Below are 26,319 nucleotides of genomic sequence, written 5' to 3'. Positions count from 1 at the left end.
ACCGGGCTGAGGGGTGGCGCCGCGTTGCCCGCGTCAGATCGTGATGACGACCTTTCCCCTGGCGTGCCCTTGTTCGAGATAGCCGACGGCCTCGGGGACGTCACTCAGCGGATAGGTCCGGTCGATGACGGGGGCGATGTCCCGGGATTCGAGCATCCGGCCCAGCAGGACCAGGTCGCCGGCGTTCTCCTTCGTCATGAGCGAGACGAGCTTCTGGCGTACGAACAGAGACGTCACGAGCAGCCTGATGATCCGCCCCAGGACTCCGAACCAGGGGCCGCCGCCGACACCGCTGTTGTGCACGAAGGTGCCGCGCGGGGCAAGCACACGCCTGCAGGCGGCTAACGAACGATTGGCAATGTTGTCGAGTATGAGGTCATATTTCTGCGCGCTTCGGGTGAAATCCTCTTTGGTGTAGTCGATGACGCGGTCCGCGCCGATCGACCGGACCAGCTCGGCGTTCCGCCCGCTGCACACGGCCGTCACCTCGGCGCCGAAGACCTTGGCCAGCTGCACGGCGAACGTCCCCACCCCGCCGGAGGCGCCGTTCACGAGCACCCTGCGCCCGCCGACCTGAGCCTTGTCGCGGACGCCCTGCAGGGCGGTCAGCCCGGCCGTGGGCACCGCCGCCGCCTCCTCGTACGTCAGCCCGGCGGGCTTGCGCGCCACCGGCCCGCCCTCGGGCACCGTGACGTATTCGGCGAACGCCCCCTTGCACACGCCGTAGACCTCGTCGCCGGGCTGGAACCTGGTGACGTCCTTGCCCACCGCCTCGACCTGCCCGGCCAGGTCGAAGCCGAGCACGTGCGCCTTGGGCCGGGTCATCCCGGCCATGGCGCGGAAGATGTACGGCGAGCCGCGCATGAGATGCCAGTCGCCAGGGTTGACCGAGGCCGCGTGCACCCGGATGAGCACCTCATCGTCGCCCACCTCCGGCTTGCCGACCTCCTGCAGCTCAAGCACGTCGGGCGGGCCGTAGGCACGGTAGCGGATGGCCTTCATGGGTCTCCTGTCATGTGTAAGGATTTTCTTACATATGAAAAGACGGTAACATCCGCTTGGCTCGCGGACAAGGCACGCGCCCGTCTTGTTCAGCCGGCCGCTGACTCAGCGCAGAATTCCACCGGGCAGGGTGGCGAGCAGGTCGCCGACCGGGCCGGCCCCAAGGTGAAGCAGGGCCCGGCGCCGCGCTGGTGCCGGACGAACATCCCGTTCGTCCGCCGCCTCACCCAGGCACGTCACTCGTCCGGATCACCCGAGGCCGTGGCCCGGTGGTAGCGGCCGGCGAGTTCACGCACGAGTTCGACGAGTTCCGCCGGCTCCGTCACGGTGAAGTCGACGCCGAGCAGGCCGAGGTGAACGGCGAGTGCCTCGATGCTGTCCGCGCCGGTGTCCAGCAGGCAACGGGTGTCGTCGACCGGCGTGATCACCCCAATGGCGGCGTTGATCCGCTCGGCGAGCCGTTCGGCCGGCACGTGCACGACGACCCGGGCCCGGTGTCGCCAGGCGGCTGACGACACGCCCCGGCGTACCTGGTCGACGGCTTCCTCGGGCAGTTCGCGTGGAGCGAACCGGGGACCCGTCGGGGTGCGCGGTCTGAGCCGATCGACCCGGAACGTACGCCAATCGGCCCTCGCGACGTCGAACGCGACGAGATACCACCGCCGTCCCCAGTTGACCAGCCGGTACGGTTCCACCTCGCGCCGACTCGCCGAGTCGTCGTGGCTTCGGTAGTCGAATCGCAGGCGCTCGTGGCCGCGGCAGGCGGCGGCGAGGACGCTCAGCGTGTCCGCGTCCACCCGTGGGCCCTGGTCGTCCCGGGGTACCGAGACGGCGTACCGCTGGAGGGTGTTGACGCGGTAGCGGAGACGGGCCGGCAGCACCTGCTCCAGTTTCGCCAGCGCGCGCAGCGAGGTCTCCTCGACTCCGGTGATCGTGCCTCCGGCGGCCGTGCGGAGCCCGATCGCCACCGCGACCGCCTCCTCGTCATCGAGCAACAGGGGCGGCAGCGCGGCCCCGGCGCCGAGCCGGTAGCCGCCGACGGCGCCTCGCGTGCCGTGCACCGGGTAGCCGAGGTTTCGCAGGCGTTCCACGTCGTTGCGGACGGTCCGGGTGCTGACCGACAGCCGCTCGGCCAGTTCGGCGCCGGTCCAGTCACGGGGTGTCTGCAGGAGCGAGAGCAGGCGCAGCAGCCGCGCCGAGGTTTCCAACATTTTTCGAGCCTGGACTTTTATTAGGAACGGAGCTTGCCTATTGGGATCCTAGGTTAGGGCCATGACGAACGACAGCACGATCACCCCGTTCCGGATCGAGATCCCCCAGGCCGACCTCGACGATCTCCAGCAGCGGCTGGCCCGGACCCGGTGGGCCGAGGAACTGCCCGCCGGCGAGCCGGCACCGGCCGGCCCGGTGCCGCCCGGCTGGGAGTACGGCGTCCCGGTGGGCTACGTCAAGCAGTTGGTCGAGCGGTGGCGCACGGGGTACGACTGGCGTGTCTGGGAGGCCAAGCTGAACGCGTACCCGCAGTTCACCACAGAGATCGACGGCCAGAACATTCACTTCCTGCACGTGCGGTCGCCGGAGCCGGACGCGACACCGCTGATCCTGACCCACGGCTGGCCGACCTCGGCGGTCGAATGGCTGGCCGTGATCGGCCCGCTCACCGACCCGAAGACCCATGGCGGCGACCCGGCGGACGCGTTCCACCTCGTCATTCCGTCGGTGCCGGGCTTCGCCTTCTCCGGGCCGACCCTGGAACGCGGCTGGGACCGGTACCGGGTGGCCCGGGCCTGGGCCGAGCTGATGCGCCGGCTCGGGTACGACCGCTACGGCGCGGCCGGCAACGACGGCGGATCGCTGATTTCGCCGGAGGTGGGCCGCGCCGACCCTGAGCACGTCTGCGGCGTGCACGTGACGCAGGTCTTCTCATTCCCCTCGGGCGACCCCGCCGAGCTGGACGAGCTCAACGAGGAGGAGCGCGGCAAGCTCGCGTTCGCCGAGTGGTTCACCCAGAACCGGGGCGCCTACGACAAGCTCCACTCCACCGAGCCGCAGAGTCTGGCGCACGCCCTGGCCGACTCCCCGGCCGGCCTCCTGGGCTGGCACGCCCAGCTCCTCGGTGCTTCGCTCGACCCGGACTTCGTGCTCACCAACGTGATGATGTACTGGCTGACCAACACCGCCGCCTCCGCCGCCCGGTTCTACTACGAGGACGCGGCGACGACCCCCGCTCGGCAGAAGTCCAACGGCAGGGGAACGACCGTGCCCGAGCCGACCACCGTGCCTCTCGGACTGGCCAATTTCGCCTGGGACTACCAGTCGATCCGGACGTTCGCCGACCGCGACCACAAGAACATCATTTCCTGGAACGCCTACGACCGGGGCAGCCACTTCGCCGCGCACGACGCGCCCGACCTCCTCGTCGGCGACCTCCGGCAGTTCTTCCGCAAGGTGCGCTGACACCTCAGCCAACCCACCGCCCTCCTACGAAAGAAACCCCTTATGTATCTCGTCATCGGTGCCACCGCCCACTTCGGACGTCAGACGGTGGAGGAACTGGTCGCCGCGAACGCGCCGGTGCGGGCTCTCACCCGCACTCCGGAGCGGGCCGGACTCCCCGCGCAGGCCGAGGTCGTCCGGGGCGATCTGACCAAGCCCGAGACCCTGCCCAGCGCGCTGGCCGGCGTCGAGACCGTCTTCCTGGTTCCGCAGTACGGGCTGGACTTCGCTCCTCTGCTGGAGGCCGCGGCCCAGGCCGGGGTACGACGGCTGGTGCTGCTGTCCTCAGGTGCGGTCGTCCCGGGCGCGGAGCGGCAGCCCGACGTGATCGCCCAGTATCACCGCGACGTCGAGCGCGCCGTCGAGGCGTCCGGGATCGAGTGGACGTTCCTGCGGCTGCTGTTCCCCGCCATCAATTCGTTGACGTTCGCGATGCAACTCCAGGGCGGTGACGTCATCCGCGCGCCGTACATGGAAGCCGCCTTCAGCGCCGTGCACGAGAGGGACGTGGCCGAGGTGGCCGCGCGGATCCTGGTCGACGGCGGGCACGCGGGACAGGCATACGACCTGACCGGTCCCGAGTCGCTCACCCAGGCGCAACAGGTCCGCATCCTCAGCGAGACGCTGGAGCGTCCGCTCACCGTCGAGGACGTCGACCCGGAACCCGTGCTGCAGCAGATGAGCCGGTTCATGGACCACGAGTTCCTGGCGGCGCTGTTCGGTCTCATGGCGCAGGCGGTCGGCAAGCCCGCGCCGGTCAACGACGTCATCGAACAGGTCACCGGGCACCCCGCGCGCACCTACGCCCAGTGGGCCGCGGACCACCGGACCGACTTCACCACCTGACCTTCTCCCGTCAACGGGGGGCGAGGGCCATGGGACGCGGATGGCCGAAGCGCATGGAGGTTTCGCGGAGCTGACCCGGCCGGCGGGCGGACGTCTCACCCGCCCGCCGGCTCCGGCGAACGTCAGGCCTTCAGCCAGCTCATCATCGGGCGGAGCTTGGCGCCGGTCTTCTCGATCGGGTTCTCGGCCAGCTCGTCGCGCTTGCGGTGGAACTCCTTCTGGCCGCCGTCGAACTCCTCGACGAGCTGGCGGGTGAAGGTGCCGTCCTGGACCTCGGCGAGGATCTGGCGCATCGCCTGGCGGGACTCCTCACCGATGACGCGCGGGCCGCGGGTGTAGCCACCGTATTCGGCGGTGTCGGACACCGACCAGTACATCTTCGACAGGCCGCCCTCGTACATGAGGTCGACGATCAGCTTCATCTCGTGCAGGCACTCGAAGTAGGCGACCTCGGGCTGGTAGCCGGCCTCGATGAGCGTCTCGAAGCCCGCCTTGATCAGCTCGGACACGCCACCGCACAGGACGACCTGCTCGCCGAACAGGTCGGTCTCGGTCTCCTCCTTGAACGTCGTGCGCAGCGCGCCGGCGCGCGTGCCGCCGATGCCCTTGGCATACGACAGCGCGAGGTCGAGCGCCTTGCCGGAGGCGTCCTTCTCCACGGCCACGAGGACCGGCACGCCGCGGCCGGCCTCGAACTGGCGGCGCACGAGGTGGCCGGGGCCCTTGGGCGCGACCATGCAGACGTCGACGCCCTCGGGGGCCTCGATGAGGCCGTAGCGGATGTTCAGGCCGTGCCCGAAGAACAGCGCGTCGCCCTCGACGAGGTTGGGAGCCACGTGGTCGGCGTACAGCTGGCGCTGGATGTGGTCGGGGGCCAGGATCATCGTGAGGTTGGCCTCTTCGACCGCCTCGGACGGCGTGACGACGCGCAGACCGTCGTTCTCCGCCTTCTCGCGGCTCTTGGAGCCCTCGGGCAGGCCGACGCGCACGTCGACGCCGGAGTCACGCAGGGAGAGCGCGTGGGCGTGGCCCTGGCTGCCGTACCCCAGCACGGCCACGTGGCGCCCCTGGATGATCGACAGGTCGGCCTGGTCGTCGTAGTAGATCTCGGTCACGTGCTCAAAACCTTTCAGGCGGTACGGTCCAGTGCCCTGAGGGACCGGTCGGTGATGGAACGGGCGCCGCGGCCGATGGCCACCATGCCCGACTGTACGAGTTCTTTGATGCCGAACGGCTCGAGAACCTTCACGAACGCCTCGAGCTTGTCGGGAGTGCCGGTGACCTCGATGGTCACGGCGTCGGACGCCACGTCGATGCAGCGGGCCCGGAAGAGCTGGACGAGCTCCAGCACGTGGGAGCGGCTCTCGGCGTCGGCCTTGACCTTGATCAGCGTCAGCTCGCGCTGCACGGACTGCGCCGGGTCGAGCTCGACGATCTTGAGCACGTTCACCAGCTTGTTGAGCTGTTTGGTGACCTGCTCGAGAGGCAGCTCCTCGACGTTGACCACGATCGTCATCCGCGAGATGTCGTCGTGCTCGGTCGGCCCGACGGCCAGCGAGTCGATGTTGAAGCCCCGGCGGCTGAACAGCGCCGACACCCGCGCGAGCACGCCCGGCTTGTTCTCGACGAGCACGGAGAGGGTGTGTCTACTCATCCTCGTTCTCCCACTTCGGCGCCATGTCACGGGCGATCTTGATGTCGTCGTTGCTGGTGCCCGCCGCGACCATGGGCCAGACCATGGCGTCCTGGTGGACGACGAAGTCGACCACGACGGGAACGTCGTTGATCTCCATGGCCTTCTCGATCGTCGCGTCGACGTCTTCTGGACGCTCGCAACGCAGACCCACACAACCATAGGCCTCGGCCAGCTTGACGAAGTCCGGGATGCGGCGCGTCGTCTGCAGGTCGGTGTTGGAGTAACGCTCGTCGTAGAACAGCGTCTGCCACTGGCGGACCATGCCGAGATTACCGTTGTTGATGACCGCGATCTTGACCGGCACGCCTTCGAGGGCGCAGGTGGCGAGCTCCTGGTTGGTCATCTGGAAGCAGCCGTCGCCGTCGATGGCCCACACCGTGGCGTCGGGGCGGCCCATCTTCGCGCCCATCGCGGCCGGCACGGCGAAGCCCATGGTGCCGAGACCGCCGGAGTTGATGAACGTGCCCGGCTTCTCGTAGCCGATGAACTGCGAGGCCCACATCTGGTGCTGCCCCACCCCGGCCACGTAGTAGGTGTCGGGGCCGGCGATGGCGCCGAGCCGTTCCATCACGTACTGCGGGGCCAGCGAGCCGTCCTCGAACGTGTCGTAGCCCAGCGGGTAGGTGGCCTTGTAGCCGTCGAGCACCGTCCACCAGTCGGCGTAGTCGCCGCGCTCCTCCGACGCCTGGATCGTGGCGACGAGGTCGCTGATGACCTCCTTGCAGTCGCCCACGATCGGGACGTCGGCGTGGCGGTTCTTCGAGATCTCCGCCGGGTCGATGTCGGCGTGCACGACCTTCGCGCGCGGCGCGAAGGACGACAGCTTGCCGGTCACCCGGTCGTCGAAGCGCACGCCCAGGCCGACGATCAGGTCGGACTGCTGGAGCGCGCCGACGGCCGCGACGCTGCCGTGCATCCCCGGCATCCCCATGTGCTGGGGGTGGCTGTCGGGGAAGGTGCCCCTGGCCATCAGGGTGGTGATGACCGGGATGTTGGTCAGCTCGGCCAGCTGGAGCAGCTCGGCCGACGCGCCCGCCTTGTGCACGCCGCCGCCGACGTACAGCACCGGGCGCCTGGCCTCGGCGATCAGCTTGGCGGCCTCGCGGATCTGCTTGGAGTGGGGCCTGGTGACGGGGCGGTAGCCGGGCAGCTGCATGGCCGGCGGCCAGCTGAAGGTGGTCTCGGCCTGCAGCGCGTCCTTCGAGATGTCGACGAGCACCGGCCCCGGACGGCCGGTCGAGGCGATGTGGAAGGCCTCCATGATCGTACGCGGGATGTCCGCGGGATCGGTGATCAGGAAGTTGTGCTTCGTGATCGGCATGGTGATGCCGGAGATGTCGGCTTCCTGGAACGCGTCGGTGCCGATGGCCGCGCTCGCCACCTGCCCGGTGATCGCCACGATGGGCACCGAGTCCATGTACGCGTCGGCGATCGGCGTCACCAGGTTGGTGGCGCCGGGTCCGCTGGTCGCCATGCAGACCCCGACCCGGCCCGTCGCCTGCGCGTAGCCCTCGGCGGCATGACCGGCGCCCTGCTCGTGGCGTACGAGGACGTGCCGGACCTTGGTCGAGTCGTAGAGAGGATCGTAGGCCGGCAGAATGGCGCCGCCTGGGATCCCGAACACTGTGTCGACTTCCATGTGCTCCAGCGCCCTCACCAGGGACTGCGCACCTGTCATGCGTTCGGTCATCGGCTCGTTCCTTGCGTGGCTACTCGCTTAAGGACATAAAAAAGGCCCCGTCCCACCGAAGGGGTGGGGCTGGGGCGGCGCGCAGGTCGTCGTGCTTCGCTATCGGCCTGCGCGCCAGCGAAGTACTACGAGAATCTCACTGCGAAGCATGGCTTACACGATAGCCGCTCCGAACGCCCCAGTGTCAACTTGGTGGACACATGTCTCAAACGGTGAGACTCGTCCGCATCAGGGAGTCGACGCCCCTGGCCGCCATGGGCCTGGCCACCAGGAAGCCCTGCCCCCGCGTGCAGCCCATCTCCTTCAGCAGCTCCAGCTGCCCGGGACGCTCGATGCCCTCGGCCACCACGATGAGCCCGAGGTCGTGGCCGAGCCGCACGATCGTCCGCGTGAGCAGCGTCAGCGTGTCGTCCTTGCCCAGCCCCGACACGAACGACGGGTCGATCTTGATCATGTCGACGGGCAACTGCCGGAGGAAGGCCAGCGACGCGTAGCCGGTGCCGAAGTCGTCGATGGCCAGGCGCACGCCGAGCGCCCGCAGCTCGGACAGCCGCTTGATGGTCTCCTCGGCGTCCTCGACCAGCATCTCCTCGATCACCTCGAGGGTGAGCGCGGAGGCCGGCAGCCCGCTCTCGGCCAGCGCCTCCTCCACGGTCTCGACGAACCGGGGCGCGGTGATCTGGCGGGCCGACAGGTTGAGCGACAGGCCGATGTCCCACGACTCGGCCCGCCAGGCGGCCACCTCGCGGCACGACTCGCGCAGGATCCACTCGCCCAGCGGCACGATCAGGCCGGTGTCCTCGGCCGGGCCGAGGAACTGCTCGGGCGGCACGAACACCGACCCGCGCCACCACCGCACCAGCGCCTCGACCGCGGTCACCCGCGACGTCGCGAGGTCGACCACCGGCTGGTATTCGATGGCGAACTGCTGCTCGATCAGCGCCCGCTGCAGGTCCGCGGCCAGTTCCAGGCGGCGTACGACGTCGGCGTGCATCTGCGCGGCGAACACCTCGACCCGCCGCCCGCCGAGCTCTTTGGCGCGTGCCATGGCGACGTCGGCGTTGCGGATGAGGTCGCCGGCGGGCATGTCGTCCTCGGTGAAGGCCACGCCCACGCTGGCGGTCAGGGCCACGTCGCGGTCGGCGACGCGGAACGGCTCCTGTGAGACCGCGCGGACCAGCCGCTCGGCCAGGTCGACCGCGAGCTGCGCCTCGCCGCCGGTCTCCACGAGCACCGCGAACTCGTCGCCGCCCCACCGGGCGAGCGTGTCGTCGGCCCGCACGGCGCCGCGCAGCCGCCTGGCGGCCTGGCCGAGGAGGTAGTCGCCGCTGGCGTGACCGACGGAGTCGTTGACCGAGGTGAACCCGTCGAGGTCGAGGAAGATCACCGCGACGTTGGCCCCACCGGTGCCCGGCGTGCGGCCCGAGAGCACCTCACGGGTGCGCTCCTCGAAGTAGGCGCGATTGGGCAGCCCGGTGATGCCGTCGTGGAAGGTGAGGTGGGCGACCTGGTTGCGCAGGGCCTCCTCGTCGCTGACGTCTCTGGTGGTCACCAGCATCAGCTCGTCGCCGCGTACGTGGCGGGTGGCCACCGACTCGGTGGGACGCCAGGTGCCGTCGGCGGCCCGCACCCGGCACGCGATCAGGCAGGCGCCCGGCGAGGCGCCCTCCTCGTCGAGGTGCATGGCCCGCATCGCGACCTGGATGCCGGGCACGTCCTCCGGGTGGATGTAGTCGAAGATCGACCCGCCCACCAGCTGGCCGGGGCGGTAGCCGTAGGTGGCCTCGACCCCGGCGCCGATCTCACGCACCACGCCCTCGTAGTCGCAGAGCAGCACCACGTCGCCGGTGCTCTCCGCCAGCTCCCTGAGCTGCCGCTCGCCGAGCTTGACCAGGCCGCGCAGGCGCAGGTTGGTCGCCGACACCACGAACAGGCGTACGAGCAGGAGCAGCACGACGGAGACCGCGACCACCACGACGCCGGTGATCGGCGGCCCTTTCGGCCCGCCGGCCAGGTGCGCGAGCAGCGTGCAGGCCGCGACGGCGACCAGTGCCAGCGGCACCACGCCGATGACGCCGGCCACGGCGGAACCGCCCGCCTGCCTGCCCTGCGGCCCCCACGGGACGGCGGCCAGCAGCAGGAAGGCGACCGGCGCGAGCATGACGCTCCACAGCGGCGCCTCGCCGCCGTCGAGCCGCGCGATCCCGACCGCGAGGCCGGCCACCGTCATGGCGGCGAGCACGCCGACGCCGGCCAGCCCGAGCAGCCATGAGCCGGCCTTGCTGGTGAGCACGGACGGGATCACGGCGAACGTGACCAGCAGCGCGATCATCGGCGGCAACATCACGAAGGTGAAGGCCGCGGGGTCGGCGGCGTTGGCGTAGACATGCCGGAGCGCCACCACCCAGCCGATGAGGAAAAGCGAGGCGGCGCACAGGTAGGCATCGGTGACCTGCCGCAAAACGGCCCTGGCCGGGAACGTGCGGTCGGCGGCGATCAGGGCGCCACCGGCCGTGACTCCGGCGCCGAGCAGCACGAACATGTCGGCGAAGCTGACCACGAAGCTTTCGGCGAAGGGACGCAGCGCCACGCCGGCGGCCCAGATGACGGCACCGCCGCCCATCCAGCGCGCGCCCATCGCCATGGGCCGCGGCACGGCCGGCTTCACCGAGGCCATCAGCAGGGCGCCGGCGGCGGCGAGCGCCGCGAGCCCTCCCGCGACCGCGCCGGTGAGCAAGGCCTGACCGCCTGCGAGGAGCGCGGCGGCGAACGCCACCACACCGACCGCCGCCGCCGCGGTCAGCGGCACCCTTGGATCACGCCAGCGGATCACAGTCGTTGCCCATCCCGTCTCGTGCTCTGCACCCATGACCGCCGAAGCCCGGCGGACACTTCGCCAGTGTGTGCGGTTGTGAGTGCGCGGGTGGTGACAACGCCGATGTCGTCACCGATCTGATAACCACACGGACCGATTGCTGCCAAGAGCGCCTTGACAGTGAGTCAGGAACTCTCTGCAAACGTAACGGTACGCACCCCAGGTCACGGACCAGCCACGTTCCGGAATCCTCTCAGTACGTGTCGGTTATGACATTGACCAGCGGTTCACCTGCGAGATAGTGCTCCAGCTGGGCCCGGATGAGCCGGAGCACGCGCCGCTCCGACGCGGGAGTGCTGCCCGCGACGTGCGGGGTGATCAGCACGCCTGGCGCGCTCCAAAGAGGATGACCCTCCGGCAGCGGCTCCGGCGCCGTCACGTCGAGAGCGGCGCGCAGCCTGCCCGTCTTCAGCTCGGCGATCAGGGCATCGGTGTCCACGATCCCGCCGCGGGCGGCGTTGACGAGCACGGCGCCGTCCTTCATGCCGGCCAGGAACGCGGCGTCCACCATGCCGGCCGTGTCTGCCGTGGCGGGCACGAGCAGCACCACGACGTCCGCCGCCGGCAGCAGCGCGGGCAGGTCGGCCATGCCGTGCACGCCGTCGCGGGCGGTCCTCGCCACGCGTACGACCTCCACCTCGAACCCGGCGAGCCGCCGCTCCAGCGCCGCCCCGATGGAGCCGTAACCGACGATGAGCACGGTCGAGTCGGCGAGGACGCCGGTGTGGCGGTAGGTCCACTCGCCCCTGCGCTGCGCGTCCACGAACGCGGGGAACTCCCGCAGCACCGCCACCATCGCCCCGACCGCCCACTCCGCGGTGCCCGCGTCGTGCACACCGCGCGCGTTGCACAACGTCACGCCCTCGGGGATGTGCGGACGGTACGGCTCCACCCCCGCGGTCACGGTCTGCACGAGCCGCAACGAGGTCATCCGCGCCATCGTCCCCCGCACGTCGGGCACGGTCACCAGCGGCGGGATCCAGACCTCGACCTCCTCGACGCCCTGCGGCATCGGGGTCGTGCTGTTGTACACCGCGCAGTCGACCCCTGGCAGGTCGGAAAGGACATCAGCCGCCGATTCGGACGGAACCCAGGTCTTCATGCGCAGAACCTTACGACTCCCGGGGAAGTATGGAGCACATGAGGATGCACATGAGGAAGCTCTGCGCGGTCCTGGCGCTGTCCGTGCTGCCGGCGGGACTGGCCGGCTGCTCCACCGCCGGGGGCGAGGTGCGGCCGACGGCCGCGGTGTCGGCGGCGGGGCCGGCCGCGGACCCGACGGACGTGGCCACGGGGCTGGCCGTGCCGTGGGCGATCGCGTTCCTGCCCGGCGGCGGTGCCCTGGTCACCGAGCGCGACACCGCGAGGCTGCTGCGGGTCGCCCAGAACGGCCAGGTGAGCGAGCTCGCCACGATCGAGGGCGTGGTGCCGGACGGCGAGGGCGGCCTGATGGGCGTCGCGGTCAAGGACCAGCACGTCTTCCTCTACTACACCGCCGCCGAGGACAACCGGATCGTCCGCTACCGGCTGGCCGGCGACACGCTCGGCGACCGGCGGGTGATCGTCGAGGGCATCCCCAAGGGCAGCAACCACAACGGCGGCAGGCTGGCGTTCGGCCCCGACGGCCACCTGTACGCCTCCACCGGCGAGACCGGCGACCGCGACCTGGCCCAGCAGCGCGACTCCCTGGCGGGCAAGATCCTGCGCATGACCGCGGACGGCGTGCCCGCCCCCGGCAACCCGTTCGGCACGCTCGTCTACAGCTACGGCCACCGCAACGTCCAAGGTCTGGCGTGGGACGACTCGGGCCGCCTGTACGCCTCCGAGTTCGGCGCCAACACCTACGACGAGATCAACCTGATCGAGCCGGGCGCCAACTACGGCTGGCCGGAGGTCGAGGGCAGGGGCGACGACGAGCGGTTCGTGAACCCGATCGTCACCTGGTCCACCGACGAGGCCTCACCCTCCGGCCTGGCGTACGCCGGGGGCTCGCTCTGGGCGGGAGCCCTGCGCGGGCAGCGCCTGTGGCAGGTGCCGCTCGGCTCCGACGGCGCCGCGGGCCGCCCGGTCGCGCACTTCGCCGACCGCTACGGCCGCCTCCGCGCGGTCACCGCCGCCCCTGACGGGACCCTGTGGGTGGGCACCAGCAACAAGGACGGCAGGGGCTCACCCAGGGAGGGCGACGATCGCATCCTGTCCGTGCCCACCTCGTGACCGGTTCAGGAGGCGGTGCACGTGGTCTGGGGCTGCGGACGGTACTTGGTGGTCAGCTTGTCGTCCTTCTTGACCACGCGGCCGTCCTTGTGGAACACCCGCATGACGTCGATGGTGAACCCCTGGGCGCCCGTCGTCGGCAGGCAGCCGGGCGCGTTGCTGGTCTCCCGGCGGAACTGGGTGAAGTCCCGCCGCTCCGACTCGACCGCCTCGATCTTGTCGTACCGCTTGACGCCCCAGAGCGCCACCGTCACCGACGTCTGCGTGGACGCGGTCTTGATCAGCACGCCGTTGTCCGAGTCGTTGCGCCACTTCAGGTCGGTCTCGGGGTAGAGCAGCGCGACGTCGCGCCCGGCCGGGAACTGGTCGGTGTAGTAGTCCATCGGCTTGTGCTCGACGTCCTCCAGCCCGCTGAAGTACGCCGCGTTGTACATCGTCGTGGCGAACTGCGAGACCCCGCCGCCGACGATGTTGACCAGGCGCCCGCCGACGGTCTCCGCGGCCTCGGCGTAGCCGTCCTCGACGGTGCGCTCGCCCACCACGTCGTTGATCGAGAAGGTCTCCCCCGGCTTGACGATGTGGCCGTCGAGCTCCTCCGCCATCCGCTGGATGTTCTTGGCGCGCGGCTGGCAGCAGGCGAAGTTCGTGGTGAAGGTGGCCAGGGTCTCCTTGATGCCGAGGCCGCGGATCTCCGAGGTCGCGACCTCGGGGGCGACCGTGCCCAGGCGGACGGGGATCGTGCGCTCGCCGCCCTCGGCGAACACCTTCTCGGCGTCCCTGGCCAGCAGCTTGTCGTTCACGCCTCGGCCGGTGCGGGCGGGCACCAGGACCGCTTTGCCGTTCACGATCTCGTACGTGGCGTCGCGCGGCTGCTGGGCGGCGGAGACCAGGTCGCTCTCCACGTCGGCGAGCACCGCCTTGGCGTCGAACTGCGGCGCGAGCCCGCCGCTGCCGTCGGAGGCGAAGGACAGGTTGGCCGCGATCGCGGCGGGCGGGACCTGCGCCTGCTTGCCGTCGAGGGTGAGCGTGATGGGAGCGGCGACGGCCCGCTTGGCTTTCGTCAGGGCTGCCCTGACGGCCCCAGGGGTGGTGACGGGCTTGGACGGCCGCAGAGTGAGCACGACGGCGCCGCCGCCCCGCAGGAAGGCGTCGCCGATCCGCTTCACGGCGTCGTCCCTGTCGAGCAGCACGCCGTCCTCCGGCTGGCGGGCCCTCGGCGTCAGCCCGGAGAAGGCCACCCGGCCCTCCTGAGCGCGCTTGTCGACGGACTCGGCCAGGCCCTCGACGGTCCTGGTGAGCTGCGAGGTGTCGATGTTGATCTTCGGTTCGAGGTCGGTGGTGCCGGTCAGGCCGCGCCACACCTCCTGCGGGCTGGGAAAGCCGCTGGGCGCCTGGCCGATCGTGCCGACCACGTCGAGCTCCAGCCCGGCCTCGTCGGGCTGGATGGTGTCCTTCTTGCCGCCGATGTCGGCGATGACCGGCTTGCTCAGCTGGGTGGCGAGCTCGGTGCGCAGCTTGTCGGCCGCCTGGGTGACGGTCAGCCCGCCGATGTCGACCCCCGACACGCGGGTGCCGCGCAGCACGCTGCCGGACATGAGCACGGCGGGCACGACGTACGACAGCACGCCGATCACCAGGAGGAGCGTGAGCAGGCCGGGCAGGAGCCGCCGCCGTCGCGGTTCGGGCTCGAAGGCGGGCGGGCTCTCGCGCGGGCTCTGGCCGCCGAACGCGGGAGCGGGCGAGCCTGAGTCCTTGCCCGCCATCGGCCACGGCTGCGCCGGTGGCGGCGCCGGGGGCAGTGCGCCGTTCGAAGGACCGCCCGCGGCGCTCGGGGCTTGGGCCGGCCGGGACTCCTGACGTTCCGGCGGTCCGAAGATGTCCCGGGAGACTCCCGGGGGCAGGCCTTCGATCCGCGGCTTCTTGGAGACGCTCGACGTGGGCAGTGGCACCGAGGCGAACGGGTCGGTCGGTGATTCGATCGGTCCGGCGTTTCGCACGCCTCAATCTCCTCCCGGTCCGCAGCCAAGTCTCAGGCAACAGTAAGGCACGCGGATCGGCATATGTCACGGGAAATGACTACGGAAGTGTGTCAACCTAGCCACCGGTAGCGATGTTCCGGACGACCGGCCGTGCCGTAACGCGGCCGGAGTTCGGTCTTCCCCGCCGCGCACAGGTATTCGAGATAGCGGCGGGCACTCACCCGTGACAGGCCCGTGAGCTGGGCGGCCTCGGTCGCCGACAGGTCGCGGCCGGCCTCCCGCAGGCTGTCGGCGACCAGCGCGCACGTCGCCGGGGACAGCCCCTTCGGCATGGGGGCCGTCGTCATGGGGGTGCCGAAGAGCCGGTCGACGTCGTCCTGGCGCGCTTGCGGGCCGATGGCGGTGATGCGGCTGCGGGTGTCGGCGTACTGCTGGAGGCGCTCGGTCAGCGCGGCGGCGGTGAACGGCTTGATCAGATAGTTGACCGCGCCGCCGCGCATCGCCTCCTTGACCGTGGGCACGTCACGGGCCGCGCTGATCATGAGGACGTCCACGTCGTTGAGCACCTTGAGCACCTCAAGCCCGGACATGTCGGGCAGGTAGATGTCGAGCAGCACCAGATCGGGCCGGAGCTCCGCCGCCGCGGCCAGCGCGCCGGCCCCGGTGTGGGCCACGGAGACCACGCTGAACCCCGGTACGCGGGAGACGTAGCCGCTGTGGATCCGCGCGACCATGAAGTCGTCGTCCACCACGAGCACCCTGATGTCGTTCACGACCCGACCCTCGCCCGCTCCGCCACCGGAAGGAGGGCGGTGAAGACGGCGCCGCCCGAGTTGCCCACCCGCACCCAGCCTCCTCTGCGCAGGCACGCCTGCCGGGTCAGCGCCAGGCCGAGGCCGCGCGGCCCCGACCGGGCGGCCTTGGTCGTGAAGCCCTCCCTGAAGACCTCCTCCACCAGGTCGGGGGCGATGCCAGGGCCGGAGTCGCCGACGCGCACCCGCAGACCGGCGTGATCGGCCTGCACCGACACCTCGATCGTGCCCCCGGCGCCGTCGAGGGCGTCGATGGCGTTGGCGACCAGGTTGCCCACCACCAGCACCGCGTCCTGCGGGTCGCCGATCAGGCCGGCCGGCACGGACGAGTCGTCCGACAACACCAGCGTGGCGCCCCGCTCGGCCGCCGCCGCGGACTTGGCCAGCAACAGTGCGGCCAGGGTCGGGTCCTGGACGCGCTCGCGCAGGTCGGCCGCGTAGGCGCCGCCGGTGGTGCGGGTGATGAAGCCGATCGCCGCGTCGAACTCGCCCAGCTCCAGCAGGCCGACGACGGTGTGCATGCGGTTGGCGAACTCGTGCGCCTGCGCCCGCAGCGCCTCCGTCGCGCTGCTGGCGTCGTCGAGCTCGCGCGCCAGATGGACGAGCTCGGTGCGGTCGCGCAGGGTCACCACCCAGCCGCTGTGCCGGCCGCGTACGGACACCGGGGTGCGGTTGAGCACCAGCACGCGCTCGCCGTGCAGCACGACGCGGTCCTCGCCCGGGTCGGCGCCCCCGAGCACGTCGCGCATGCGCTCGGAGACCGGCATCTCGGTCAGGTCGGCGCCCACGTCGCCCAGCAGTTCGCGGGCGGCGTCGTTGACCAGCGTGACGCGCCCGTCGAGGTCGAGCGCCAGCACGCCCTCCTTGACGCCGTGCAGCACGCCCTCGCGCTGCTCCAGCAGGGTGGCGATCTCCCGCGGCTCCAGGCCGAACGTCTGCCGGCGCACCCGCGCGGTGATCAGCGCCGCCAGCGCGAGCCCGGCCAGCAGTACGGCGAGCGCCGTCCAGACCAGCGGCGGGAGCGCGTCGACGACCTCGCTGATGACCGTGGTCTCCAGCACGCCGACCGAGACCAGGCCGATGATTTCGCCGTATTCGTCACGGATGGGCGTCTTGCCCCTGACCGTGGTGCCGATCGTGCCGGTCTCCTTGCCGACCCAGCTGCGGCCCGTCCTGAGCACCGTGCTGCCGTCGGTGGACAGCTGCTTGCCGATCAACGAGGCGTTGGGATGGGCGTAACGTTTCTGGTCGGTGTTGGCGATCACCACGTAGTCGGCGCCGGTCTCCTGCTGGACGCTCATCGCCAGCGGCTGCAGCACCGCCTCCGGGTCGCTGCGCCCGAACGCCTCCCGGACCTGCGGAAGCGCGGCCACCGACTGCGCGATCGCCAGTGCCCGCTGCTGGTGGAGCGAGGCCAGTTGGTCACGCGTGTGCTCGGCCCACACGCCCGCGGTGCCTCCGACGGCGAGCAGCACGATCACCATCTGGAGCACGAACAGCTGGGTCCCGAGTGAGGCCTCACGAACCCGTCTCACGGGCACATGGAAACAAATCGAGGTCACGGCCAGGTCGCGGGGACGCCGCGGGAACCCGCGACCAATACGACCACTATGACGGCAACCGCGCAAAGGCTCGACTCCGCAGGGTAGGGGCTTCACGATCCGGGTTTCGTAACCGTGCAAACCCTTTCCTGGAGTGATCATGCGCTTGCGCGTATTCGCCGCCCTCGCGGCACTCTCCCTAGGTGCGCTGACCGGCTGTGGCGAGACGACGGGCACCTCGGCCGCCTCGCCGCTGCGGATCATGGCCCCGGCCGCGCCCGGCGGTGGCTGGGACCAGACCTCCCGCATCGCCGAACAGGCCATCAAGGCCGCCGACCCGCAGCGCAAGGTCGAGGTGTACAACGTTCCCGGCGCCGGAGGCACGATCGGCCTGGCCCAGCTCGCCGGCGAGAAGGGCAACGGCAACCTGCTGATGACCATGGGCCTGGTCATGGTGGGCGCCATCGAGCAGAACAAGTCGAAGGTCACGCTGGCGGAGACCACGCCCATCGCCAAGCTGACCGAGGAGTACGAGATCGTCGTCGTGCCCGCCGCGTCGCCGTTCAAGACGCTGGACGACATGGTGGCGGCCTGGAAGGCCGACCCCGCGAAGGTGTCCATCTCCGGCGGGTCCGCCGGCGGCACCGACCACATCGTGGCCGGCCTGATGGCCAAGGCCGCCGGCATCGACCCCAAGCAGGTCAACTACATCGCCCACTCGGGCGGCGGCGAGGCGCTCAACGAACTCCTCGGCAACAAGGTGAGCGCGGGCATCTCGGGCGTGGCCGAGTTCGCCGAGCACGTGAAGTCGGGCAAGCTGCGCGCGCTGGGCGTCACCTCGGGCGAGCGGCTGCCGGGCCTCGACGCGCCCACCCTGAAGGAGGCCGGGCTCGACGTCGAGCTGGCCAACTGGCGCGGCTTCGTCGCCCCCGCCGGGCTCTCCGACGCCGACACGAAGGCGCTGACCGACCTGGTCACCAAGATGCACGACGCGCAGCCGTGGAAGGACGCGGTGGCCAAGAACGGCTGGATCGACTCGTTCCAGACCGGGCAGCAGTTCGCCGACTACCTGGCCGCCGAGCAGACCAGGGTCAAGGCGATCATCGCCGAGATGGGGCTCGTCTCCTGATGGCCCGCTGGTGGCGGCCCGAGCTCGGGCTGGCGCTCGTCGTGCTGGTGCTGGGCGTGCTCGTCGTGGTCGGTACGCTCGACGTCTCCGCGGCGGCCTCCCAGCTCGGCCTCGGGCCGCGCTTCTTCCCCATGCTGGTGGGGGGAGCCATGGTGCTCATCGGCCTGTTCTACGTCGCCGACGTCCTGCGCGGCGGGCGTGGCGACCCCGAGGAGAGCGAGGACATCGACGCCGACGCGCCCGCCGACTGGCGCAGCGTCGGCCTGGTCAGCGGGATCTTCCTTGCGTTCAGCGCGCTGCTGAACGTGCTCGGCTGGATCATCGCGGCGAGCCTGCTCTTCTTCGGGCTCGCCGTGGTGCTCGGCGCCGAGCACAAGCCGCGCGCCGCCGTGATCGCCGTCGTCATGGGCATCGCCACGTACCTGCTGTTCGTCAAGGGGCTCGGCGTGTCGCTGCCCGGCGGGCCGCTGACGGGGGTGATCTAGGTGGATTCGCTGCAGCTCCTGCTCGACGGTTTCACCGCCGCACTCACCCCGGTCAACCTCATGTACGCGCTCATCGGCGTCACGCTCGGCACGCTCGTCGGCGTACTGCCCGGCATCGGGCCCGCGATGACGGTGGCGCTGCTGCTGCCCGTGACCTTCACGGTGCCGCCCGCCAGCGCGTTCATCATGTTCGCCGGCATCTACTACGGCGGCATGTACGGCGGCTCCACCACCTCCATCCTGCTCAACACGCCGGGCGAGTCCGCCTCCATGATCACGGCGCTGGAGGGCAACAAGATGGCCAGGCGGGGCCGGGCCGCCCAGGCGCTGGCCACGGCGGCCATCGGCTCGTTCGTGGCCGGGACGATCGCCACCGCGCTGCTGGTCGTGGCGGCGCCCGCCGTGGTGAGCTTCGCCATCTCGTTCGGTCCGGAGGACTACTTCGCGCTGGCCGTGCTCGCGTTCACCGCCGTGTCGTCCGTGTTGTCCCGCTCTGTCGTACGCGGCCTGGCTTCCCTCGGGCTCGGCCTCGTGATCGGGCTGATCGGCATCGACCAGCAGACCGGCCAGGCCCGGCTCACGCTGGGCATCCCGCAACTGCTCGACGGCATCGACGTGGTCATCGTGGCGGTCGGCCTATTCGCGCTCGGCGAGTCCCTCTACGTCGCCTCGCGGCTGCGCCACGCCATGCCCGAGGTGGTGCCCGTCGGCCGGGCGTGGATGGGCCGCTCCGACTGGGGCCGGTCGTGGCGGCCCTGGCTGCGCGGCACCGCGCTGGGCTTCCCCTTCGGCGCGCTGCCCGGCGGCGGCGCCGAGATCCCCACGTTCCTGTCGTACGCGGCCGAGAAGCGCCTGGCGCGCGGCGTGGCCCGCGAGGAATACGGCCACGGCGCGATCGAGGGCGTCGCCGGACCGGAGGCCGCCAACAACGCCTCCGCCGCCGGCACCCTCGTCCCGCTGCTGACGCTGGGCCTGCCCACGTCGGCCACGGCCGCGATTCTGCTGGCCGCCTTCCAGCAGTACGGGCTGCAGCCCGGGCCGCAACTGTTCGACCACAACCCCGCGCTGGTGTGGGGCATGATCGCCTCACTGTTCATCGGCAACACGATGCTGCTGGTGCTCAACCTGCCCATGGCGCCGCTGTGGGCGCGCGTGTTGCGGGTCCCCCGCCCGTACCTGTACGCCGGGATCATCCTGTTCGCCGCGCTCGGGGTCTACACCGTGAACGGCACCGTGGTGGACCTGTTCGTGCTCTATGTGCTCGGCCTGCTCGGCTACGCCATGCGGCGCTTCGGCCTGCCGGTCGCCCCGGCGGTGATCGGCATGATCCTGGGCCCGATGGCGGAGATCCAGCTCCGCAGGGCGCTGGCCATCGGCGCGGGCGACGTGAGCGTACTGGTGCGCAGCCCGATCGCGGTCGTGCTACTGGTGCTGGCGTTGCTCGCGCTGCTCACGCCGCTGCTCAGAAGGATGCTGACCCGCCGCACCGCGGACGCGGTCCCGCCCTCCCGGAACGAGTGACCGCGCGCTGACGCCGCCGCCCGCTCCTGGCGGGCGACCGCCCGCTTGTTCCGGGACGAGACGACCGTACGGCGTGGGAAGAGGCGCCGGGCCCCGCCGTTATAGCGGCGGGGCCCGGCAGCCGTGAGAGGCCGGTTCTACTCGGAGACGCCGAGCTTCTCCAGGATCAGCTGACGGGCACGGGCCGCGTCGGCCTTACCCTTGCTGGCCCGCATGACGCCGCCCACCAGCGCACCGGCCGCGGCGATCTTGCCGGAGCGCACCTTGTCGGCCGCGTCGGCGTTGTCGGCCAGCACCTGGTCGATGATCGCCGACAGCTCGCCCTCGTCGTTGACGATCCGCAGCCCGCGCTTCTCGACCACCTCGTCGGGCGTGCCCTCGCCGGCCATGACGCCTTCGAGCACCTCGCGCGCCAGCTTGTCGTTGAGCGCCCCCGAGGTGACCAGCTTGGTCACCCTGGCGATGTCGTCCGGGGTGATGGGCAGGTCGGCCAGCGGGGTGGCGGTCTCGTTGGCCCGCCGCGCCAGCTCGCCCATCCACCACTTGCGCGCGTCGGCGGGCGGCGCCCCCGCCGCGACCGTGGCCTCGACCAGGTCGATCGCGTCGGCGTTGCGCATGGCCTGCATGTCGAGGTCGGACAGCCCCCACTCGGCCTGCAGCCGCTTGCGCCTGACCGACGGCAGCTCGGGCAGCGCCGTCTTCAGCTCGCTCACCCAGGCCGGGTCGGGCGCGATCGGCACCAGGTCGGGCTCGGGGAAGTAGCGGTAGTCCTGCGCCTCCTCCTTGGACCTGCCGGACGTGGTGGTGCCGGTGTCCTCGTGGAAGTGCCGGGTCTCCTGGACGATCTTCCCGCCGCCGGCGAGGACGCCCGCCTGCCGCTCGATCTCGCTGCGGACGGCCCGCTCGACGCTGCGCAGCGAGTTGACGTTCTTCGTCTCGGTGCGGGTGCCCCACTCGGACGCGCCGCGCGGCATGAGGGAGACGTTGACGTCGCAGCGCAGCGAGCCCTCCTCCATGCGTACGTCGGAGACGCCCAGCGAGCGCATGATCTCGCGCAGCTCGGTGACGTAGGCCCTGGCCACCTCCGGCGCGAGCCGGTCGGTGCCCGGGATGGGCTTGGTCACGATCTCGACGAGCGGGATGCCGGCCCGGTTGTAGTCGACGATCGAGTAGTCGGCCCCGTGGATGCGCCCGGTGGCGCCGCCCACGTGGGTGGACTTGCCGGTGTCCTCCTCCAGGTGCACCCGCTCGATCTCGATGCGCACGGTCTTGCCGTCGACCTCGACGTCGACGTAGCCGTCGAAGCAGAGCGGCTCGTCGTACTGGGAGATCTGGTAGTTCTTCGGCATGTCCGGATAAAAGTAGTTTTTCCGGGCGAAGCGGCACCATTCGGCGATCGAGCAGTTCAGCGCCAGGCCGATGCGGATCGTCGACTCGATGGCCATGGCGTTGGCCGTCGGCAGCGCACCCGGCAGCGCCAGGCAGGTCGGGCAGACCTGCGTGTTGGGCGGGGCGCCGAACGCCGTCCTGCAGCCGCAGAACATCTTCGACGCGGTGCCCAGCTCGACGTGCGTCTCCAGCCCGAGCACCGGCTCGAACGCGTCGAGCGCTTCGTCATAGACCATGGTCATAGCGACGGGGCCTCCTTCAGCAACGGGCCGCCCCAGCGGCTCTCCAGGGCCTGCTCCACGGCGGCGCCGACGCGGTAGCAGCGGTCGTCGGCCAGCACGGGCGCCATGATCTGCAGGCCCACCGGCAGGCCGTCCTCGTCGGCCAGCCCGCACGGCACCGAGATGGCCGCGTTGCCGGCCATGTTGGACGGGATGGTGCACAGGTCGGCGAGGTACATCGCCATCGGGTCGTCGACCCGCTCGCCGATCGCGAACGCCGTGGTCGGCGTGGTCGGCGACACCAGCACGTCGGCCTGCTCGTAGGCGGCCTCGAACTCGCGGGAGATGACCGTGCGCACCTTCTGCGCCTGGCCGTAGTAAGCGTCGTAGTAGCCGCTCGACAGCGCGTACGTGCCCAGCATGATGCGCCGCTTGACCTCGGGGCCGAACCCGGCGGCCCTGGTCAGCGCCATGACCTCCTCGGCGCTGCGGGTGCCGTCGTCGCCGACGCGCAGGCCGTAGCGCATCGCGTCGAAGCGCGCCAGGTTGGACGAGCACTCAGAAGGCGCGACCAGGTAGTAGGCGTAGAGGGCGGTGGTGAACGACGGGCACGAGACCTCGACGACCTTGGCCCCGAGCGACTCGAGAAGCTGCACGGCCTCGTGGTAGCGGGCCAGCACACCCGGCTGGTAGCCGTCGCCCGCCAGCTCCTTGACCACGCCGATCCGCATGCCGGCGACGTCGGCGTGCCTGGCCGCCTCGACCACCGAGGGCACGGGCGCGTCGATGGAGGTCGAGTCCATCGGGTCGTGCCCCGAGAACGCCTCCTGCAGCAGCGCCGCGTCGAGCACGGTGCGGGCGAACGGCCCAGGCGTGTCGAGCGAGCTCGCGAACGCGATCAGCCCGTAACGGGAGGAACCACCGTAGGTCGGCTTCATCCCCACGATGCCGGTGACCGAGGCCGGCTGCCGGATCGAACCACCCGTGTCAGTGCCCGTGGACAGCGGCGCCTCGTAGGACGCCACGGCCGCGCTCGACCCGCCGGACGAACCACCCGGCACCTTCGTCAGGTCCCACGGGTTGCGCGTCGTGTGGTACGCGGAGTTCTCCGTGGAAGAGCCCATGGCGAACTCGTCGAGGTTGGTCTTGCCGAGGATGACCAGCCCCGCCTCGCGCAGCCGCCTGGTGACGGTCGCGTCGTAGGGCGGCTTCCAGCCTTCGAGGATCTTGGACGCGGCCGTCGTCGGCATGTCGCGCGTGGTGAAGATGTCCTTGTGCGCGATCGGCACCCCGGCCAGCGGCCCCAGCTTCTCCCCGGCCCTCAGCCTCTCGTCGACGGCCCGCGCCTGCTCGACCGTCGTCTCGCGATCGACGTGGAGGAACGCCTGGACCTTGGGCTCCACCTCGGCCATGCGGTCGAGATGCGCCTCGGCCACCTCGACCGACGACACCTCACCCGCGGCGATCATCGAGCCCAGCTCGGCGGCGGTCTTGCGGATGAGACTCATGCCTCCTCCCCGAGGATGCGCGGCACCCGGAATCGGTCGTCCTCGACGGCGGGAGCACCGGCCAGCGCCTGCTCGGGCGTCAGGGACTGTCGCACCTCGTCGGCACGGTAGACATTGGTCAGCGGAAGCGCGTGCGACGATGGCGGCACATCTTCGGCGGCGACCTCGGCCACCTTCGCGACCGCCTCGATGATGGCATCGAGTTGGGTGGCGTAGTGGTCGAGCTCGTCACCGGTGAGCGCCAGCCTGGACAACCGGGCCAGGTGTGCGACCTCGTCGCGGGTTATGGCGGACATGAGTCGTTGAACCCGTTTCGTGGATGGAGTCTTCGGACACTGCCATCCTAGAGGGCTTGACGAACCACGCCCGAACGGTTAACTCCCTGGCAACACGGCCGCGCGACGGACGGACTCATCCGTACAACTCCTCCAGCCCGACCCTGCGCACGTCGCCGTCCTCGCGCGCTCACCAGGCATAGCGCGGCATCACGCACCTCCGCTTCCTCAAGGAGGTCCGGGTTTCCCTGAACAGCGGCGGCCAAAGGGCGAGCACAGTGCGCTGCACCCAGTCGTCGAACGATCACGCCGTTCTCAACGGAGCGACGTACAGCTTCAGGTCTCTCCTGTGCAGGAGCGTGCTTGGCAGAAGTGAACTCCTGTATCGATATGACTACCCAACCTTACGCCGTGCGGGTGATCTCCGGCGTGTAGCCGAAACCGACCTTCGGCACCGCCTCGGCGTGGTCACGCAGCCAGGCCGCGGCGTCCGCGGCCGGCATGGGTTCGCAGAACAGCCACCCCTGCCCCACGTCGCACCCCATGTCCGCCAGGCGGATGGCCACCTCGTCGGACTCGACGCCCTCCGCGACCGAACGCAGGCCCAGCGAGCGCACCAGATCGACGATCGAGCGCACGATCCTCTCGTCGTCCTCCGACTCGCCGATCCTGCTCACGAACGACGCGTCGATCTTGACCTCCGACACCGCCAGGCGCTGGAGCCTGATCAGCGAGGAATAGCCGGTGCCGAAGTCGTCGATGGCCAGCGGAACACCGAGCGTGGCCAGCGCCTTGATCGTCTCCTGGGTGTAGGCCTGGTCGCCCGTCAGGATGCGCTCGGTGACCTCCAGCTGAATGGCCGCGGGCGGCAGCCCGTATTTCGCCAGCCCGACCTCCAGCCGTTCCGGCAGCGCGGAGTCGAGCAGGTCGCGGGCCGAGATGTTGACCGAGATCTGCACCCGGAGCCCCGTGTGCCACCAGCGGGCGGCCTGCTCCAGCGCCTCGTCGATGACGTACGCGGTCAACTGGCGCATCAGGTAGGACTGCTCGGCCAGCGGGACGAAATCGGACGGCGGGATCGGCCCGTTCGCCGGATGGCGCCAGCGCAGCAGCGCCTCCACCCCCTGCACCGTTCCCGTGCCGAGGCTGACCTTGGGCTGGTAGTGCAGGCGCAGCTCGCGGTTGTCGATGGCGCGGCGCAGGTCGCCGAGCAGGCTCAGGCGTTCCGGCGAGTTCCTGTCCTTGTCGGGCTGGTAGAGCTCCACGCCCGTACGGCCCTCCTTGGCGAGGTACATCGCCACGTCGGCGCGCTGGAGCAGCAGCTCGAAGTCGGGGGCGTGATCCGGATAGAGCGCGATGCCGACGGAACCGTCCACGTCGAAGGTCATGCCCTCCAGGCGCACCGGCTCGGTCAGCGCCGCACGCAGCCTGGCCGCGACCTCCCTGGCCGCGTGGGTGTCCCTGATCGAGGGCAGCAGCACGGCGAACTCGTCGCCGCCCAGCCGGGCCACGACGTCTCCAGGGCGTACGGAATGGGTGAGGCGATGTGCGACCATCTGCAGCAGGCGGTCACCCACCGGATGGCCCATCGTGTCGTTGACCTCCTTGAACCGGTCGAGGTCCAGCAGGAACAGTCCGACCCGCTCGTCCTGCCTGGCCTCGGCGAGCGCCTCCTCCGTGCTGACGATGAGCAGCTTGCGGTTGGGCAGGCCGGTCAGCTCGTCGTGCATCGCCTGATGGTCACGGCGCATGGACAGCGTGGCGGTGAAATAGACGGCGGCCAGAGGCGCGACGAAGAGCGGCACCAGGCCAGGCGAATGGCTCATGACCACGACGACCAGCGGCGCCAGGCCGAGCAGGCCGGCGTAGACGAGGCTCTGCGGGCCGACGGTCGCCTTCAGCACGCGGCTGAGCGAACGCCGCTCGTGCAGCGCGACCGCACTGCACACGAGGGTCGCCCTCGTCGCGAAGTACGCGATCCCTGCCAGCCCGATCGCCAGCAGGTTTCCGCCGCCGGGCACCCATGGCAGGGCGGGACTCGGCACGATGCCGAACGTCCCCAGCACCACGCCCGCGGCGGTGAGCGCGAGGGTCGACTGCGCGATGTTGAACATGACCCGATGCCACGACTTGCGCGTCACCACGCCGTTCATGGCCACCGCGACCCCCTGCATGAGCACCGCGCAGGGCAGCCCGAAGTGCAGGAGCACGGCGAAGGTGAACATGGTGGAGGGGTAGGTGCCGCCCACTGCCGCCGCTGATGACACCATGACGGGCCTGAGCTCGCCCAGGATCACCAGCACGGCCAGCACCCAGAACAGCGGCGTGCGGCCGAGTTCCACCAGCTCGGAGATGTCGAGCCTGAGCATGGCCACCACGAGTGCGGTGAACCCGATCACGGTGATGCCCGCGAGAAACGCCCACAACGGCGTGCCGACGCGTGGGCCGGTATCGCGGGTGTCGGTTGGGTCAGTCATCGGTAACAGAACCCCCATTAGGTCACTATGGGAGGGTACGACCTTCACCCCACTTCGCGAAACCAAGCGCGTACGTTCCGTCACTTCTCCTTTCCGACATATACCCAGAAAACACCCTCCGTAGCCCACCATGCACGCTGCGACCCCCACCCCACCCGCGCAC

20 protein-coding genes are annotated in these 26,319 nt (G+C 70.4%); 6 read left to right on the top strand and 14 right to left on the bottom strand.

Annotated features, from left to right (window positions below):
• Positions 1 to 33: 33 nt before the first annotated feature.
• Together E1295_RS02540 and E1295_RS02535 are read right to left on the bottom strand one after the other, a co-directional pair.
• A complete protein-coding gene (locus E1295_RS02540; protein ID WP_132628009.1) occupies positions 34 to 1,002 on the bottom strand; it encodes an NAD(P)-dependent alcohol dehydrogenase in 969 nt (322 codons plus the stop codon).
• Positions 1,003 to 1,238: 236 nt separating this feature from the next.
• The gene (locus E1295_RS02535; RefSeq protein ID WP_132628008.1) at positions 1,239 to 2,213 is read right to left on the bottom strand and encodes a helix-turn-helix transcriptional regulator; all 975 of its coding nucleotides are present in this window, start codon (positions 2,211 to 2,213) and stop codon (positions 1,239 to 1,241) included.
• Between the two features lie 61 nt (positions 2,214 to 2,274).
• Here E1295_RS02535 and E1295_RS02530 point away from each other — a divergent pair, with 61 nt between their 5' ends.
• Positions 2,275 to 3,459, top strand: a complete 1,185-nt coding sequence (locus E1295_RS02530; RefSeq protein ID WP_132628007.1) for an epoxide hydrolase family protein — start codon at positions 2,275 to 2,277, stop codon at positions 3,457 to 3,459.
• A 42-nt stretch (positions 3,460 to 3,501) separates the two neighbouring features.
• The gene (locus E1295_RS02525; RefSeq protein ID WP_132628006.1) at positions 3,502 to 4,344 is read left to right on the top strand and encodes an NAD(P)H-binding protein; all 843 of its coding nucleotides are present in this window, start codon (positions 3,502 to 3,504) and stop codon (positions 4,342 to 4,344) included.
• 122 nt (positions 4,345 to 4,466) lie between these two features.
• On the opposite strand, the gene ilvC is transcribed toward E1295_RS02525, so the two are convergent.
• The 5 genes from ilvC to E1295_RS02500 all read right to left on the bottom strand — a co-directional run bounded on the left by ilvC (position 4,467) and on the right by E1295_RS02500 (position 11,707).
• On the bottom strand, positions 4,467 to 5,450 hold the full coding sequence (ilvC, locus tag E1295_RS02520) for a ketol-acid reductoisomerase (protein WP_132628096.1): 984 nt from the start codon (positions 5,448 to 5,450) through the stop codon (positions 4,467 to 4,469).
• A gap of 23 nt (positions 5,451 to 5,473) precedes the next feature.
• Entirely contained in the window at positions 5,474 to 5,998 is a 525-nt protein-coding gene (gene ilvN, locus E1295_RS02515) for an acetolactate synthase small subunit (protein ID WP_132628005.1), read from the bottom strand.
• Complete coding sequence (locus tag E1295_RS02510; RefSeq protein ID WP_132628004.1) at positions 5,991 to 7,730, bottom strand: acetolactate synthase large subunit; 1,740 nt, start codon at positions 7,728 to 7,730, stop codon at positions 5,991 to 5,993. The genes ilvN and E1295_RS02510 overlap by 8 nt, the downstream gene beginning before the upstream one ends.
• A gap of 205 nt (positions 7,731 to 7,935) precedes the next feature.
• Positions 7,936 to 10,539 (bottom strand): putative bifunctional diguanylate cyclase/phosphodiesterase, encoded by a 2,604-nt coding sequence (locus E1295_RS02505; protein WP_342775825.1) that lies wholly within the window; start codon positions 10,537 to 10,539, stop codon positions 7,936 to 7,938.
• Positions 10,540 to 10,798: 259 nt separating this feature from the next.
• Positions 10,799 to 11,707 (bottom strand): 2-hydroxyacid dehydrogenase, encoded by a 909-nt coding sequence (locus E1295_RS02500; protein ID WP_132628003.1) that lies wholly within the window; start codon positions 11,705 to 11,707, stop codon positions 10,799 to 10,801.
• A gap of 38 nt (positions 11,708 to 11,745) precedes the next feature.
• Between E1295_RS02500 and E1295_RS02495 the strand changes: the two genes are divergently transcribed.
• A complete protein-coding gene (locus tag E1295_RS02495; RefSeq protein WP_132628002.1) occupies positions 11,746 to 12,819 on the top strand; it encodes a PQQ-dependent sugar dehydrogenase in 1,074 nt (357 codons plus the stop codon).
• A 5-nt stretch (positions 12,820 to 12,824) separates the two neighbouring features.
• On the opposite strand, the gene E1295_RS02490 is transcribed toward E1295_RS02495, so the two are convergent.
• The 3 genes from E1295_RS02490 to E1295_RS02480 form a co-directional block, all read right to left on the bottom strand.
• Positions 12,825 to 14,816 carry a VanW family protein gene (locus E1295_RS02490; protein WP_132628001.1) on the bottom strand — a complete coding sequence of 664 codons (1,992 nt, stop codon included), beginning with the start codon at positions 14,814 to 14,816 and terminating at the stop codon, positions 12,825 to 12,827.
• A 92-nt stretch (positions 14,817 to 14,908) separates the two neighbouring features.
• Positions 14,909 to 15,571 carry a response regulator gene (locus E1295_RS02485; RefSeq protein WP_181957945.1) on the bottom strand — a complete coding sequence of 221 codons (663 nt, stop codon included), beginning with the start codon at positions 15,569 to 15,571 and terminating at the stop codon, positions 14,909 to 14,911.
• Positions 15,568 to 17,145 (bottom strand): ATP-binding protein, encoded by a 1,578-nt coding sequence (locus E1295_RS02480; protein ID WP_246079792.1) that lies wholly within the window; start codon positions 17,143 to 17,145, stop codon positions 15,568 to 15,570. The genes E1295_RS02485 and E1295_RS02480 overlap by 4 nt, the downstream gene beginning before the upstream one ends.
• A gap of 166 nt (positions 17,146 to 17,311) precedes the next feature.
• Between E1295_RS02480 and E1295_RS02475 the strand changes: the two genes are divergently transcribed.
• Genes E1295_RS02475 through E1295_RS02465 form a run of 3 tightly spaced genes read left to right on the top strand, consistent with a single transcriptional unit; the run spans position 17,312 to position 20,286 of the window.
• Positions 17,312 to 18,280 carry a tripartite tricarboxylate transporter substrate binding protein gene (locus tag E1295_RS02475; RefSeq protein ID WP_132628000.1) on the top strand — a complete coding sequence of 323 codons (969 nt, stop codon included), beginning with the start codon at positions 17,312 to 17,314 and terminating at the stop codon, positions 18,278 to 18,280.
• Entirely contained in the window at positions 18,280 to 18,765 is a 486-nt protein-coding gene (locus E1295_RS02470) for a tripartite tricarboxylate transporter TctB family protein (protein WP_132627999.1), read from the top strand. The genes E1295_RS02475 and E1295_RS02470 overlap by 1 nt, the downstream gene beginning before the upstream one ends.
• Positions 18,766 to 20,286 (top strand): tripartite tricarboxylate transporter permease, encoded by a 1,521-nt coding sequence (locus tag E1295_RS02465; RefSeq protein WP_132627998.1) that lies wholly within the window; start codon positions 18,766 to 18,768, stop codon positions 20,284 to 20,286. It begins immediately after the preceding gene.
• A 137-nt stretch (positions 20,287 to 20,423) separates the two neighbouring features.
• On the opposite strand, the gene gatB is transcribed toward E1295_RS02465, so the two are convergent.
• The 4 genes from gatB to E1295_RS02445 form a co-directional block, all read right to left on the bottom strand.
• Positions 20,424 to 21,911, bottom strand: coding sequence for an Asp-tRNA(Asn)/Glu-tRNA(Gln) amidotransferase subunit GatB (gatB, locus tag E1295_RS02460; RefSeq protein ID WP_132628092.1), 1,488 nt, complete (start codon positions 21,909 to 21,911; stop codon positions 20,424 to 20,426).
• A gap of 2 nt (positions 21,912 to 21,913) precedes the next feature.
• Positions 21,914 to 23,404: an Asp-tRNA(Asn)/Glu-tRNA(Gln) amidotransferase subunit GatA gene (gatA, locus tag E1295_RS02455; RefSeq protein WP_132627997.1), complete on the bottom strand. Its 1,491-nt coding sequence runs from the start codon at positions 23,402 to 23,404 to the stop codon at positions 21,914 to 21,916.
• The gene (gatC, locus tag E1295_RS02450) at positions 23,401 to 23,700 is read right to left on the bottom strand and encodes an Asp-tRNA(Asn)/Glu-tRNA(Gln) amidotransferase subunit GatC (RefSeq protein ID WP_132627996.1); all 300 of its coding nucleotides are present in this window, start codon (positions 23,698 to 23,700) and stop codon (positions 23,401 to 23,403) included. The genes gatA and gatC overlap by 4 nt, the downstream gene beginning before the upstream one ends.
• Before the next feature lie 383 nt (positions 23,701 to 24,083).
• Positions 24,084 to 26,156, bottom strand: a complete 2,073-nt coding sequence (locus E1295_RS02445) for a putative bifunctional diguanylate cyclase/phosphodiesterase (RefSeq protein WP_132627995.1) — start codon at positions 26,154 to 26,156, stop codon at positions 24,084 to 24,086.
• Positions 26,157 to 26,319: the final 163 nt, after the last annotated feature.

This window comes from Nonomuraea mesophila, assembly GCF_004352805.1.
GTDB classification, from domain to species: Bacteria; Actinomycetota; Actinomycetes; order Streptosporangiales; family Streptosporangiaceae; genus Nonomuraea; species Nonomuraea longispora.
Note: the sequence above shows the minus strand (reverse complement) of the source record. Positions and strands in the feature narration are given on the sequence as shown.

Bases quoted from the DNA above. Each gene is read 5' to 3' on its own strand.
- E1295_RS02525 (WP_132628006.1), top strand. From the start codon at position 3,502: ATGTATCTCGTCATCGGTGCCACCGCCCACTTCGGACGTCAGACGGTG.
- E1295_RS02495 (WP_132628002.1), top strand. From the start codon at position 11,746: ATGAGGATGCACATGAGGAAGCTCTGCGCGGTCCTGGCGCTGTCCGTG.
- gatC (WP_132627996.1), bottom strand. From the start codon at position 23,700: ATGTCCGCCATAACCCGCGACGAGGTCGCACACCTGGCCCGGTTGTCC.
- E1295_RS02535 (WP_132628008.1), bottom strand. From the start codon at position 2,213: ATGTTGGAAACCTCGGCGCGGCTGCTGCGCCTGCTCTCGCTCCTGCAG.
- gatA (WP_132627997.1), bottom strand. From the start codon at position 23,404: ATGAGTCTCATCCGCAAGACCGCCGCCGAGCTGGGCTCGATGATCGCC.
- E1295_RS02475 (WP_132628000.1), top strand. From the start codon at position 17,312: ATGCGCTTGCGCGTATTCGCCGCCCTCGCGGCACTCTCCCTAGGTGCG.
- E1295_RS02510 (WP_132628004.1), bottom strand. From the start codon at position 7,730: ATGACCGAACGCATGACAGGTGCGCAGTCCCTGGTGAGGGCGCTGGAG.
- E1295_RS02445 (WP_132627995.1), bottom strand. From the start codon at position 26,156: ATGACTGACCCAACCGACACCCGCGATACCGGCCCACGCGTCGGCACG.
- ilvN (WP_132628005.1), bottom strand. From the start codon at position 5,998: ATGAGTAGACACACCCTCTCCGTGCTCGTCGAGAACAAGCCGGGCGTG.
- gatB (WP_132628092.1), bottom strand. From the start codon at position 21,911: ATGGTCTATGACGAAGCGCTCGACGCGTTCGAGCCGGTGCTCGGGCTG.
- E1295_RS02540 (WP_132628009.1), bottom strand. From the start codon at position 1,002: ATGAAGGCCATCCGCTACCGTGCCTACGGCCCGCCCGACGTGCTTGAG.
- E1295_RS02470 (WP_132627999.1), top strand. From the start codon at position 18,280: ATGGCCCGCTGGTGGCGGCCCGAGCTCGGGCTGGCGCTCGTCGTGCTG.
- E1295_RS02500 (WP_132628003.1), bottom strand. From the start codon at position 11,707: ATGAAGACCTGGGTTCCGTCCGAATCGGCGGCTGATGTCCTTTCCGAC.
- E1295_RS02530 (WP_132628007.1), top strand. From the start codon at position 2,275: ATGACGAACGACAGCACGATCACCCCGTTCCGGATCGAGATCCCCCAG.